A 13483-nucleotide genomic window follows, 5' to 3' on the forward strand; every position below is an offset into this window, starting at 1 on the left:
CGGCCGTCACCGCGAGGCGTCTCGCGGTGACGGCCTGCGGACGAAATCAGGCGTTGGCCTTCTGGCGTTCGAGGCGGATCGCGGCCGCCTTCTGGTGGCCTTCCAGCCCTTCGCTGCCGCTCTGCCGCATCGCCGGCGGGGCGACCGCGCGCACCGCGCTATCGTCAAGCCACTGGTGGGTGGCGATCTTCACGTAGCTGCCGACCCACAGGCCGCCGGTATAGCGGCCGGCGCCCATGGTGGGCAGCGTGTGGTTGGTGCCCACGTTCTTGTCGGAATAGACCACGCTGGCGTTTTCACCGATGAACAGCGATCCGTAATTGCGCAGCTTGTGGGAGAAGGCGTGCGGATCGCGGGTGTGGACCTGCAGGTGTTCGGCAGCCACGTAGTCGGAATAGGCGATCATCGCTGCCTCGTCCGCGCAGATCACCACTTCGCCGTAATCGCGCCAGCTTTCGCTGGCGACGGCGGCGGTAGCGAGCGTCTTGAGCTGGCGTTCCACGGCGGCCACGGTTTCTTCGGCCAGCTTGCTGTCGGTAGTGATCAGGCCCACGCGCGTGCGGATGTCATGCTCCGCCTGGCCGAGCAGATCGGTGGCGATCAGTTCGGGATCGCCGGTCTCGTCGGCCACCACGAAGATTTCGGAAGGTCCGGCGAGCTGGTCGATGCCCACCGGCCCGAACACCTGGCGCTTGGCCTCGTTCACGAACGCGTTGCCGGGGCCCATGATCTTGTTGACCTGCGGCACGCTTTCGGTTCCGAACGCCATGGCCGCGATGGCCTGTGCGCCGCCGATGCGGAAAATGCGGTCGGCGCCGGAGAGGTGGCACCCGGCGATCATGGCGCGGTGCGCGTTGGGGGGAAGACAGGCAACCACTTCGCTGCAGCCGGCCACCTTGCCGGGGACGATCGTCATGATCGGGGCCGACAACAGCGGGAAACGGCCACCCGGAACATAAGCCCCGACGCGCTCGATGGGAATCACCCGATGCCCGAGGTGCAGGCCCGGCATAGGCTCGACTTCCAGCGGAAGAATGGTTCCCAACTGGGCTTCGGCGAAGCGGCGGACGTTCTCGATCGCGAACTCGGTGTCCGCGCGGGTCTGCGGATCGAGTTCCGCCACCGCGGCGGCGCGATCGGCGGCGCTGACTTCGAACTGGTCGAGATCGGCCTTGTCGAACTCGCGGGAATACTGGCGCACGGCGGCGTCGCCGCGGGTGCGCACATCGCGCAGCACGCCGGCGACCAGATCCGAAACCGAACTGCTGTCGGCAATCTGGTCTCGCGCCGGGGCCTTGGCATAGCGCGTGCGATTCTCGAAGCCGCGCGGGGCTGGGACACTCATGGATACGCTCCTGTGGTGGAATCTGCGCGCCCGTATATTGCATTCGAATGCAATTGTCATGCCCCTTGTGCGCGGCAGTGTCGCCGCCCTAATCCGACGCCGAACTTGCCTGTTGCGACCGACAGCCTAGAAGTGCCGCAAGTGCAAGCGCGACGGGATCTCATGGCGAAAACCAAGTCTGACACGGATGCTCAATCGTTTCTGGCGAAGGCCGGGCGGCGGCCGACCTCTTACGATGTCGCGCGCCTTGCCGGGGTTTCGCAGTCGGCGGTTTCGCGGTGTTTCGCGCCCAACGCCTCGATCGGGCAGGCGAAGCGCGAAAAAATCCTGAAGGTCGCGGCGGAGATCGGCTACAAGCCGAATGCCCTCGCGCAGGCGCTGATTTCCAAGCGTACCCACCTTGTGGCGGTGCTGATCTCGAGCAATACCAACCTTACCTATCCGGAAGTGCTGGCGGGCTTGTGCGCCAGCCTGACCGATCGCGACATGCGCGTTCTTCTGTTCAGCCTGCGCAGCGAAAGCGATGTCGACCAGATCATCCACCAGATCTGGCGCCATTCGGTGGACGGCGTGATCGCGGCGGTGCGTCTGTCGGACGACCAGCTGGCGGAATTTGCCCGTCACCGCATTCCGGTGGTGCTTTACAACCGCATGGCCAGCGGTGGCGGAGCCGGTTCGATCCGGTGCGATTCCGCCCAGGGCGAACGCGATCTGGTGACGCGCCTTCTGGACAGCGGGCATCGCCGTTTCGGAGTCATTGCCGGCCCCGAAGACAGCTATGTCGGCGAAGAACGGCGCCAGGCCACTCTGGCTACCCTGGCGGCGGCCGGCATGACCGATGTTCCGGTGGTGCGCGGAGACTACAGCTACGCTTCCGGACGAGCGGGGCTGATCTCTCTCCTGCAGGAACAACCCCAACTGGACGCGATCGTCTGTGGCAGCGACATGATGGCCATCGGCGCCATGGACGGCGCGCGCCAGGATTGCGCCCGGCGCATACCGCAGGACCTTTCGATCGTGGGTTTCGACGGGTCCGGCCCCGCCATGTGGGAAAGCTACCGCCTGACGACGATCCGTCAGCCGGTCAACCGGATGACCGAAGCATCGGTCGCGATGCTCATGGAGCGACTCGACGATCCTTCCGTTCCGGCGGAACAGCGTCTGTTCTCGGGCGAGCTGATCATCGGAGAATCGGCGCGCTTTGCCTGATGGCAACCGGATCGATGCATTCGGTATCAGATATGTTGTTAAAATGTCGCACGAGGGCGGCATTTCTGCGCGTCTTAACGAGGTTGTGCCGCCGCAATATGTGCGGCTGATGGAAATTAAAATACAGAAACATAAGGATTATTTTGAACAGGCTGATGCGTAATCGCAAAATGTGACTTCGAATGCAAAAAGATATCGACGGGTTGGCGCGGGCTCGATAAGTTCCTGTCAAATTCCAATGAGGGAAAGGGGAGTAATCGATGCATCGCAAATTCTGCCTCGGGGCGTCCGCCATCGCGACGGCGCTGGCCGCTTCACCGGTTCTGGCGCAGGGCGCGCCGCAGTCTGACGCCGGCGCCGGTGCATCGGCCGATGTGGGTGGGGACATCATCGTGACCGCGCAGCGCCGCAGCGAACGCCTGCGCGACGTGCCGATCGCCGTCACCGCCCTGTCTGGCGAGGCGCTTGAGCGGCTGCACGCCAACAACATCTCGCGCGTCGAATTCGCCACGCCCGGCTTTACCTGGGGTTCGCAGGGTTCGGACTCGTTCCCGGCCATTCGCGGCGTCCGCACCAGCCTCGTTTCCGCCCAGACCGACCCCGTGATCGGCTTCTATGTCGACGGCATCTATCAGAGCCGCACGCAGCAGCAGAGCATTCCGCTGTTCGACGTGGCCCGCGTGGAAGTGCTGCGCGGTCCGCAGGGCACGCTGTACGGCCGTAACACCTTCGGCGGCAACGTCAGCGTCGTCACGTCCGATCCGACGAAGGATCTTGGCGCGGGTATCAATATCGACAAGGGCAATTTCAACTCGGCCCGGATCGACGGATACGTCAACATCCCCGTGTCCGACACGCTGCAGCTGCGCGTGTCCGGCGTGTTCCAGCGCCACGATGGCTATGTCCGTTCGACCACCTCGGACGTCGTGCTGAACGACCTCAACGAAAACGCGCAGCGCGTGGTGCTGAAGTGGAAGCCCGACAGCCGCCTGGAAGTGACGCTGCGGGCTGGCACCTGGCGCCGTGACGATGCGGGCGCGGGTTCCTATGGCTACAAGGTCGCGGGCACGCTGATCAACCCGGCCACGGGCTATCAGTCGATCAACGGCAGCCCCCTGGCGGTAAACCCCTCGGTGCCCAACGGTTCGCCCAACGTTGCCGGGCGCGATGTGGGCCTGCCGGTCACCGGCGGCGCGTGGACCAACGATTGGGACTATCAGCCTTTCGAACACATCAAGGAAGACTACGTTTCGGGCCAGATCGCCTATGATCTCGGGTTCGCGACGGTCAAGTCGATCACCGGCTACACCCACTTCCGCGCGCATCGCAGCGCCGACAACGACCAGTCGAGCAAGGTGTTCGAAGCCTATGGCTACGGCTCGGGCATCCAGGAACCCAACACCCGGTCCAACGCGTTTTCGCAGGAAATTCAACTCGCCTCGAACTCGCGCTCTCCGCTCGAATGGTTGATCGGCGGCTATTACCTGCATGACTCGATCTTCGAGACCTATCAGCAGAAGATCACCGCGCCGGGCGCGACCACCAATGGCTTCAAGGCGGATTCGGACATCACCACCAACGCCTATGCCGCGTTCGGTCAGGCCAGCTACGCCATCGTGCCGGACAAGCTGAAGCTGATCGGCGGTCTGCGCTACAGCCACGAAAAGAAGGCCTTCATCTTCTCCGACTATGCGGACGCGGCGCCGGGCACCTACAACTTCGTCACGCCCTATGTGACGACGAAGGGTTCGCCGGGCTTCAACAGCTGGACCTGGCGCGCGGGCATCCAGTTCACGCCTTCGCGTTCGACGATGATCTATGCCACCGCGTCCACCGGCTTCGCGTCCGGCGGTGTGAACGACACCGGCGGCAACCCGCTGATCCCGGCTTCCTATGCGCCTCAGAAGGTTTCGGCCTATGAAGGCGGCGTCAAGTCGCTGATCCTTGGCGGCAAGGGCCAGATCGAGGCGTCGGTGTTCTACAACCGCTTCTCGAACCTGCAGATCAACGTCTACACGCCGCTGGTTTCGTACTTCGGTTCGGCCGGCAAGGCACGCAGCTATGGCGGTGAAGTCGCGCTGCGTCTCAATCCGGTGGCTGGCCTGCACATCGACACGACCGCAGCGTTCATGAACGCCAAGTACACGAGCTATATCAGCGGCAACAACTTCTTTGGCCTGTCGAATGGTACGGATCCGGTCTCGCTGAACCTTGCCGGCAAGTCCATTCCGCAGTCGCCGAAGTTCAAGTCGACCGTTGCGGTGTCCTACGATCTCGATCTCGGCGATGCCGGCACGCTGTCGCCGATGGGCACCTGGCTGCATTCGAGCAGCTACTACGTCACCGACCGCAACACCCCGCTGGATTTCCAGAAGTCCTACGACAAGTTCGATGCCTCGCTGCGCTGGAGCGACAAGAACGACCGTACCTTCGTGGAAATCTATGGCGACAACCTCACCAACCGCGCGGTCCTGCTGAGCGGCGTGATCGGTCGCCGCCAGCGCATGCAAGTCTCCTATGGCGCGCCGCGTACCTACGGCGTCCGCGTCGGCACGAAGTTCTGATCTTCACGCGGGGCGGGACAGGTTCCCGCCCCGTCATTGTCTGTTCTCCCTCTGGCCGGGCCCTGATCGGGTCCGGTCATTTTTTGTGCGCGCGGCAAGCGCCGTTCGCCGGCCACGGGGCGAACCGAAGCCGGCAAAATTCGGAAGTGCGAGAGAGGCGGAAGCGCCGGGTTTAGACGGCCGTTGCCTCGATCAGCCGGGCAAGGGCGAACAGCGCGCCCTCGTTGACCGGCGGAGCGAGGAATTCGATGCCCACGGGCATGCCGTTCGCGGCGAACCCGGCGCAGACCGTCAGCGCCGGCCAGCCGCTGCGGGCCGCCAGCTCGGGAGCCCAGCCGCCCTTGGGGTTTTCCAGATCGTCCGGAATGGCCTGCGAGGTCGGATAGACGAGGGCATCGATAGCTAGCGCCGCGCAGGCCGCGCCGAGATGCTCCGCCAGGGCCTGGTGCCGTGCCAGGATGCTGGCGGTTTCGCGGTCCTTCGCCGCGATCCGCGCAGCGAGCGCCTTGGCATGATCGGGCAGAAACGCCTCTCCGGCCACGATCGCATCGAGCGAGGCAGGGGCGGAGCCGGGCAGGAAGTTCGATGCGAGATAGGCATCGAAGGCCGCCGCGAACTCGGCATCCACGATATGCTCGCCATGCCCGGGGTTGAGGTTGGCCGGCAGCGCGGGCAGGTCAACCAGCGTGACGCCCGCTTCGGCCAGCCGGTCGAGCGCGGTGGCGCATACAGCATCCACGGCGGCGTTGGCGCCGAACACCTCGCGCACCACCCCGATCCGGCGTGGCAGCGCGGACACTGACACACCGTGGCCCATCGCCGCGAGCAGCAATTCGGCGTCCGCCACCGTTCGGGCGATCGGGCCGACCGTGTCGGTGGACGGGGCGAGGGGGGCGATGCCCTGCATCGGCAGCGCGCCGTGGGCGGGCCGGAATCCGACCAGCCCGTTGTAGGCTGCGGGGATTCGGATCGAACCGCCGGTGTCCGTGCCGATCCCGCCCAGCGCATAACCCTGAGCCACGGCAACGGCGGTGCCGCCGCTCGATCCCCCGGCGCTGGCGTGCGGAGCCCGGGGATGGAGGACGTCGCCGCCCAGCGAACTGCGCGAGCGGATTTCGAACGAGAATTCGGACAGGTTGGTCTTGCCGACGATTACCGCACCCGCATCGCGCAGGCGTTCGACGATTATGGCCGATCGCCGGGGCATCGCGCCGGCAAGCGCGCGGCAGCCCGACGTGGTGGGCACACCGGCAAGATCGATGTTGTCCTTGAGCACCAGCGGAATGCCATGGAGCGGCCCCGCTGCGGTGCCCTGCGACCGGGCGCGGTCGGCGGCCGCCGCGTCCCGCGCCGCGTGCGGATTGAACGCCAGCATCGCGTGGAAGCGATCGCCGTCCCTATCCAGCTTCTCGAGCACCTGATCCAGCAAGGCACGGGCGGTGGTTTCCCCACGCGCCAGCATCATCGCCGCGGCCGTTATGCTGGCCGGCGGTCCGGTCACGCGCGCGTGCGGTCCAGAAGAGCAGCGGCGCCCTTGAGCAGGAAGGCGTGGTCCGATTCCAGCAGGAACAGCGTCGCGCCGTGCTGCCGCCACAGCGGGACGTCTTCGGCCCGCGCCACGAACATGCCCACCGGACGGCCATGGCGACGCCCGGCAGCGCAGATCTTTTCGACGGCGGCGATCACCTGCGGGTCGTCCTGGCTGGACGCGCCATAGGCGACGGTCAGATCCGCACGTCCCACGAACAGCGCGTCGATGCCCGGCACGGCGGCGATCTCGTCGATGGCGTCCACCGCTTCGGGGTCTTCGATCTGGGCAATCACGGCGGTATTGGCCGCACTTGTGGCCAAGTGATCTGCCATGGTCCGCGTGGTATAGCCCGCCGCGCGCGATGATCCGGCATAGCCCCGGCCACCCGCGCCATAGTGCGCGTACCGCACGAGCGTTTCCGCTTCCGCCCGGGAACGGACGTGCGGCGCGACCACGCCGGTGGCTCCGCAGTCCAGCGCGCCAAGGATCTGTTCGGGCGACGTGACCGGCACCCGGACCAGAACCGGCTTGTCCGCCGCGCGGGCCAGCGCGACGCAGAGGTCGATATCGCGCCGGTCGAACGGCGCGTGCTCGGCATCGAGGCACAGGCAGTCCAGCGCCGTCAGCGCCAGGACTTCCACCACGATGGGCGATGGGGTCTTGATGAACGTGCCGACCAGCAAATCGCCGGCGTTCAAGCGTGCCTTGAATGTCATTCCGCCGTCCATCCGCCATCGACGACCAGGCTGGTGCCCGTCACCATTGCGCTGGCATCGCTGGCGAGGAACAGCGCCGCGCCCATCAGGTCTTCCACGGTGCCGAGCCGGCCCAGCTTGATCTTCTGGAGCACGCTGGCCCGGAATGCCTCGTCTTCGAAGAACGGTTTGGTCATCGGCGTCTCGATGAAAGTTGGCGCGATAGTGTTGCTGCGGATGCCGTGCGGCGCAAGGTCGAGCGCGAAGGCCTTGTTCATGCCTTCCAGCGCCCACTTGCTGGCGCAGTAGAGGCTGCGGTTCGGCCCGCCGACATGGCCCATCTGGCTGCCGATATGGATCAGGCTGCCCTTCACGCCATCACGCAGCATGGCCTTTACGCAATGCTGCGCCACGAAGAACGCCGCTTTCACGTTGAGGTCCAGCACCGCGCCGTAATCGGCCTCGTCCACCTGCCACATCGGCATGGGGCGGTTGGTCCCGGCGTTGTTGACAAGGACGTGGAACGCGGGCCGGCCTTCGAAGAAGGTGGCAACCGCGCCCATGTCCGCCACGTCGAGCACGGCCGCCTCGGCCACGCCGCCCGCCTGCCCGATGGCGGCGGCCGCTTCCTCTATTTCGCCTTGCGTCCGCGCGGCGAGCGTGACCGCCGCGCCCGCTTCGGCAAGGGCCGCCGCCATCGCCAGCCCGATCCCCCTGCCGGCGCCGGTCACCAGGGCCCGGCGCCCGTCCAGGCGGAAAGACGGCGTGACCGGCAGCATTAGGCGCGCGTCAGTTCGCTCGGGGTTGCCTGCCCGGCATAGGGCACGTCGCGTCCGCCATAGCGCCGCACGCGCAGGTTGGCCTGTTCGCCGTGCCCGGCAAAGCCTTCCAGCGCGCACAGCCGGCTGCAATATTCGCCCACCAGCGCGCTCGCTTCGTCGGTGAGCACCTTCTGGTAGGTGCAGGTCTTGAGGAACTTGCCCACCCACAACCCGCCGGTATAGCGCGCCGCCTTCTTCGTCGGCAGCGTATGGTTCGTGCCGATCACCTTGTCGCCGAAGCTGACGTTGGTGCGCGCGCCCAGGAACAGGGCGCCGTAGTTGGTCATGTTCTGCAGGAAATAATCGGGATCGGCGGTCATCACCTGCACGTGCTCGCTGGCGATCTCGTCGGCGATCCTGACCATTTCCTCGTAGCTTTCGGCCACAATGACCTCGCCATAGGTCTCCCACGCCTTGCGGGCATGATCGGCGGTGGGCAGGATCTGCAACAGGCGCTCGATCTCGGCCATCGTTTCGCGCGCGAACTTCTCGCTGTTGGTCAGCAGCACGCCGGGGCTGTCGGGGCCGTGTTCCACCTGCCCGAGAATGTCGGTGGCGGCCATTTCCGGGTCGCAGCCGATCTCGTCGGCGATGATCAGGGTTTCGGTGGGGCCGGCGAACAGGTCGATGCCCACGCGGCCGAACAGCTGGCGCTTGGCTTCGGCCACGAAGGCATTGCCGGGGCCGACCAGAATGTCGATCGGGTCGATCGTCTGCGTGCCGATGGCCATGGCGCCGATTGCCTGGATGCCGCCCAGCGCATAGATCGCGTCCGCCCCGGCCAGGGCTTGCGCGGCCACGATGGCGCGGGCGGGCTTGCCCTGGAAGGGCGGGGCGCAGGTGACGACGCGCTTCACGCCGGCCACCTTGGCGGTGATCACCGACATGTGCGCCGACGCCAGCAGCGGATACTTGCCGCCCGGAACGTAGCAGCCGGCGGCGTTGATCGGCACGTTCTTGTGGCCCAGCACCACGCCGGGCATCGTTTCGACTTCCACGTCCTTCATGGAATCGCGCTGGATCTGCGCAAAGTTGCGCACCTGCGCCTGCGCGAACTCGATGTCCTTGCGCTCCTGCGCGGTCAGGCTATCGACCGCGGCATCGATTTCGGACTGGCTCAGGCGATAGTCTTCGCGGTCCCACCCGTCGAAACGGATGCTCATCTCGCGCACGGCCACGTCGCCCCGCGCCTCGATGTCGGCCAGCGCCGCTTCCACCGTATCGCGTACCTTCCGGTCGCCCTCGGCCTTCGCTTCCGCCGTCGCCCCACGCTTGAGATAGATTGCCACTCAACTCTCCGTCTTCGGATTTGCATTCGAATGCAAACGGTGTGGCAAGCTTGGTGCGGCAAGTCAAGGGCGAGGCGGATGCGAAGCCTCGGGGCGCGGTATGCATCGCTTGGACGATGCCGGCGCCGGCGGTTAGCGGCCGGGTCCTTGCCCGACCAGTTCGGCTTCCCGTGTGCAGGCGGTCGGGTCCGGCACCGGGGCATGCGCGCGCAGCCTTGCCAGTTCGCGCGCGGCAGCGGCAAGATCGCGGTGATAGGCAGGCGAGGTCTGCAGCATCGCGAACATCGCGCTGCCGGCAAGCCAGCCCGCTTGCACCGCGCTGTGCGAATGGACACCGCAGATCACGCGGCTTTCGCCATAAGCGCGGGCACGGGCGAGGAGAGGCGTGGCGCGATCGGGCAGCAACTGGACCAGCACCAGTGCTTCCAGCCAGCCGTTCGCGGCATGGCCCGAAGGATAATCGCCGTTGCGCGCCAGATGATCGGTGCGCGGCTCGCAAATGGGCGCATCCGTGCCGAGATAGGGCCGCGCCTTGCGATAGTGCTCCTTCACCGGTCCCACCATCTCGCCCGTGCCGATCCGGTCGAGCAGCGCGGCCAGCGCCGGCGCGCGGCGAGCATCTATCCGCATCCCCATGGCGCAGGCATAGCGATCGAGCGGCGCATTGGTCACGTCGTCGGCCGCCATCCGCCAGCGCGGGCTTCCCTCGAGCGCGCGGGTGGCCCGAAACAGGGCAAGATCGGCGTTGTCCTGCGGGCTGCCCGGCGCGGGGGGAAGGGGCAGCACGGCCACCCCGTCCGGCACGCGCGCCGGCGCCACGTAAGGCGCCTGCGCTGCGCCCGAGGTTGCCGCGAGCGCGAGCGCCACGCCCGCCGCCAGCCAACCGGGCCGCACGCGGTCAGGCCTCGATGCGCATCGGACCGATCCCGGGATCGGTCCGCCCGGCGCGCCCGTTTTCCACCTTGCCGGCAAAGCGGCGCAGGAAGGCCGGTTCGCTGTCGGTGCGGACGGTCAGGTCGTACCAGTTGTCGCTCGGGCTGAGCCGCCACAGGTCGCTCACCCGCTTGCCCGGCGCCACGGACACCGAGCGGATCGGCGCGGTCTGCGCGCGGTAAGCGAGATCGAGCGCGATCGCGAACGTCACCGGCGCGGCTCCACGATTGACCAGCACGAGTTCCACTGCATCCATTTCCGGCCGGTCGATGCACAGCGCCTCGACGTGCGCGCCAAGTGGCCCGGCGAAGCGCCGCCACAGCCCGTTAGGGCCGCGTAGGGTGAGGTCATAGGCGTCGGCGGTTGCGTCGGCAGCGGGGAGGGGGGCATCGTGCCACTGCTCGCTGGCGAAGCGGTCGCCCGCGCCGATGGTGTAGTGCCATGGCTCCTGCCGGTCGGTGTTGTCGTGGACGGTGAAGGCCGCGCCCTTGGTCCCGGTGTTCGCCAGCGTCAGGCGGAAGCGGCGCGCGGGCGTGACTTCACCCGTCACCGCGAGGCGATAGGGCAGGGGGCGATGCGGGCGTTGGCCGGGCATCTGCGCGGCGGGCTCCTGCCGCGCCGGAATGGCGTTGGCGGTGCCCGCCGCCGAGCGGGCCACGCGGTCGCGGAAATCGGCGGTGTCGGGCAGCGCGCGCGCCGGGCGCGAGGGATCGGCGCGCGTGAAATCGAACGCGGAAGTCAGATCGCCGCATACCGCGCGGCGCCACGCGCTGATGTTGGGTTCGCGCACGCCGAAGCGCCGCTCCAGAAAGCGCAGGACCGAGGTGTGGTCGAACAGTTCCGAGCAGACGAAGCCGCCCCGGCTCCACGGCGAGACCAGCATCGTCGGCGTGCGGATGCCCAGCCCGATGGGGTGGCGCGCGCCATGTTCGGCGGCCCAGGCGCTTTCGGCCGACCAGTCCTTCATCTCGCCGTCGAGTGGCACGGTGCTGTGCCCGCGATAATCACCCACCGGCGGCACCGGCGGCGGCATGTGGTCGAAGAAGCCCCCGGCCTCGTCGTAGTTGAGGATGAACACAGTCCTGGCGAAGACGTCCGGGTGATCGATCAGCGCCTCGATCAGCTTTGCGGTGACGTGTTCGCCCTTGGACGGTTCGGCCTTGGGGTGTTCGGACAGGTCCGCCGCCGTGACGATCCACGAGACCGCCGGAAGCTGGCCAGCCGCCACGTCGGCACGGAACGCGGCGACGAGCTGTTCGCCGTCCGAACGGGTGCGGTCCGGCCCCTGCCGATGTTCGCTGACCCAGGCCCGCCCCCGGCGGTACAGATCGGAATCGGGCGGGCAGGGCCGGAACGGCGGGAATACCGAGAGCAGGTTGTCGCCGAAATTGTCGTATTCCTGATAGACCTTCCACGCGATGCCGGCCTGCTGCAGCCGTTCGGCATAAGTCGTCCAGCGATAGGCGTCGGCGCGCAGCGGCTGGTCGGTCGCCATGTCGGCGCTGGGCGTCTCGTCCTCGCCGTAGTTGCTCATTTCCGGATCACCGCCGACCGTGCCGCCACCGTTGCAGCCGGTGAACAGGTGCAGCCGGTTGGGATAGGTCTGCGTCATGGTGGAGCAGTGATAGGCGTCGCAGACGGTGAAGGCGTCCGCCAGGGCATAGTAGAACGGCAGGTCGCCGGCGGTGTAGTGCAGCATCCGGTTGTGCAGTTCGCCGGTGTGGCCCCAGCGGTCGTAGCGGCCCTGGTGGAAGATGTGCATGTTCTCGCGGTGCGACTGGTCCGCGCCGTCGACGGTGAACGATCGGGTCGTGTGCGAATCGCCGTGATAGGGCAGGACATGCCCGTCGGGATGCTGGTCCGAAGGCTGTGCCCACACGGCGCGTCCACCCGGCAGGCGCAGCGGGCGGGGATCGCCCAGCCCGCGCACGCCGTTCAACATGCCGAGATAGTGATCGAACGAACGGTTTTCCTGCATGTGGATGACCACGTGCTCGACATCCATGATCGAGCCCGTGTGGCCCGCCGGCGCGATCGCCAGCGCCCGATCGATCAGGCCCGACCACAGTCCGCCTGCCGAAAGCGCGCCCGCCACGCTGCCCGCCTGCGCCGTCGCCTTGAGGAAATCGCGCCGGTTGCCGCCGCTTCTGCTCATGCCCGTGCCTTTCTCCGTTGCCGTCAGCCGGTCTGTAAATGTCGCCAGCCAGTCATATTTTTGGTATAGTCCAAAACTGCTACAGATTGACGACGCCCGGAGCGGTGCCGGGCTGCATAAAGCCATGTGCAGGCCTTGCATTGCCGCGGCAGGAATGACGGGAAACCGAATGACGACGACCAGAATTGACAGGATTTTCCGAATTATCAACGAATTCGGCGACCATCACTACGGCGAGGCGATCTCCCAGATCGAGCACGTTCTGCAATGCGGGCACCTGGCTCGGACTGAAGGGTGCACGCCGGCGCTGATCGCGGCATCGCTGTTGCACGATATCGGGCAATTCATTGACGACGCGGGAAATGCTGCGGAGCACAAAGGCATTGATGCGCGTCACGAGGTGACGGGGGCTGCGTTTCTTTCTCCGTTCTTCGCGCCTGACGTGACCGAGCCGGTCCGCCTGCATGTCGATGCCAAGCGTTATCTCTGCGCGGTCGAGCCGGGTTATGCGGAAGGCCTCAGCGGCGCTTCGCTGCTCAGCCTGCAACTGCAGGGCGGCGCGATGAACCCCGATGAAGTGGCCTCTTTCCGAAGCAACCGCTGGTTCGAGGACGCGATCCAGCTTCGCCGCTTCGACGATCTGGGCAAGCGCAAGGACTGGCAGGTTCCCGATCTGGAAACATATCGCCCGCTGCTTGCGGGTCTGCTGCTACCCGAAGGTTGAAAGTGGTGCGACGATGGGCTCCTGCGCGGGGGCCGTTCCATATTTTGATGCAGGCGCGAAAGCTGTAACGCCGATGTAATGGCAAACTGGTTTATACCAGTTGACTGAAAAATCGATTCGCAGACGCCCCACCGGCCGGAAGCTCTCCGCTTCCGGCAACGGGTGCGCCTTGCCTTTTCGGATCGTCCCGCCGGTGCGGGGCGCAGTCGGGGTTTTT

General features: G+C 66.4%; 10 protein-coding genes. 3 read left to right on the plus strand and 7 right to left on the minus strand.

Translation table 11 applies throughout. From position 1 onward, the window contains the following. Window positions 1-46: 46 nt before the first annotated feature. On the minus strand, window positions 47-1345 hold the full coding sequence (gene hisD, locus NMD1_RS01060; RefSeq protein ID WP_125953246.1) for a histidinol dehydrogenase: 1299 nt from the start codon (window positions 1343-1345) through the stop codon (window positions 47-49). Window positions 1346-1507: 162 nt separating this feature from the next. Here hisD (NMD1_RS01060) and NMD1_RS01065 point away from each other — a divergent pair, with 162 nt between their 5' ends. Then, window positions 1508-2554, plus strand: coding sequence for a LacI family DNA-binding transcriptional regulator (locus tag NMD1_RS01065; protein WP_125953247.1), 1047 nt, complete (start codon window positions 1508-1510; stop codon window positions 2552-2554). A gap of 260 nt (window positions 2555-2814) precedes the next feature. Then, window positions 2815-5118, plus strand: coding sequence for a TonB-dependent receptor (locus NMD1_RS01070; protein WP_125953248.1), 2304 nt, complete (start codon window positions 2815-2817; stop codon window positions 5116-5118). A gap of 172 nt (window positions 5119-5290) precedes the next feature. Here NMD1_RS01070 and NMD1_RS01075 read toward each other — a convergent pair whose 3' ends face one another. The 6 genes from NMD1_RS01075 to NMD1_RS01100 form a co-directional block, all read right to left on the minus strand. Next, complete coding sequence (locus NMD1_RS01075; RefSeq protein ID WP_125953249.1) at window positions 5291-6619, minus strand: amidase; 1329 nt, start codon at window positions 6617-6619, stop codon at window positions 5291-5293. Continuing rightward, a complete protein-coding gene (locus tag NMD1_RS01080) occupies window positions 6616-7365 on the minus strand; it encodes an HpcH/HpaI aldolase/citrate lyase family protein (protein ID WP_199558036.1) in 750 nt (249 codons plus the stop codon). Before NMD1_RS01080 ends, NMD1_RS01075 begins: the two co-directional genes overlap by 4 nt. Further along, complete coding sequence (locus NMD1_RS01085; RefSeq protein ID WP_125953251.1) at window positions 7362-8123, minus strand: SDR family NAD(P)-dependent oxidoreductase; 762 nt, start codon at window positions 8121-8123, stop codon at window positions 7362-7364. The genes NMD1_RS01080 and NMD1_RS01085 overlap by 4 nt, the downstream gene beginning before the upstream one ends. Further along, entirely contained in the window at window positions 8123-9454 is a 1332-nt protein-coding gene (gene hisD / locus NMD1_RS01090; protein ID WP_125953252.1) for a histidinol dehydrogenase, read from the minus strand. The genes NMD1_RS01085 and hisD (NMD1_RS01090) overlap by 1 nt, the downstream gene beginning before the upstream one ends. 132 nt (window positions 9455-9586) lie before the next feature. Next, a complete protein-coding gene (locus NMD1_RS01095) occupies window positions 9587-10348 on the minus strand; it encodes a phosphatase PAP2 family protein (protein WP_125953253.1) in 762 nt (253 codons plus the stop codon). Between the two features lie 4 nt (window positions 10349-10352). Continuing rightward, complete coding sequence (locus NMD1_RS01100; RefSeq protein ID WP_125953254.1) at window positions 10353-12542, minus strand: phosphocholine-specific phospholipase C; 2190 nt, start codon at window positions 12540-12542, stop codon at window positions 10353-10355. Here NMD1_RS01100 and NMD1_RS01105 point away from each other — a divergent pair. After that, the gene (locus tag NMD1_RS01105; RefSeq protein WP_233497270.1) at window positions 12523-13266 is read left to right on the plus strand and encodes an HD domain-containing protein; all 744 of its coding nucleotides are present in this window, start codon (window positions 12523-12525) and stop codon (window positions 13264-13266) included. The two genes, NMD1_RS01100 and NMD1_RS01105, sit on opposite strands and share 20 nt — an antisense overlap. The last annotated feature ends 217 nt before the right edge of the window (window positions 13267-13483 follow it).

It is taken from the genome of Novosphingobium sp. MD-1 (genome assembly GCF_001014975.1).
GTDB lineage: Bacteria > Pseudomonadota > Alphaproteobacteria > Sphingomonadales > Sphingomonadaceae > Novosphingobium.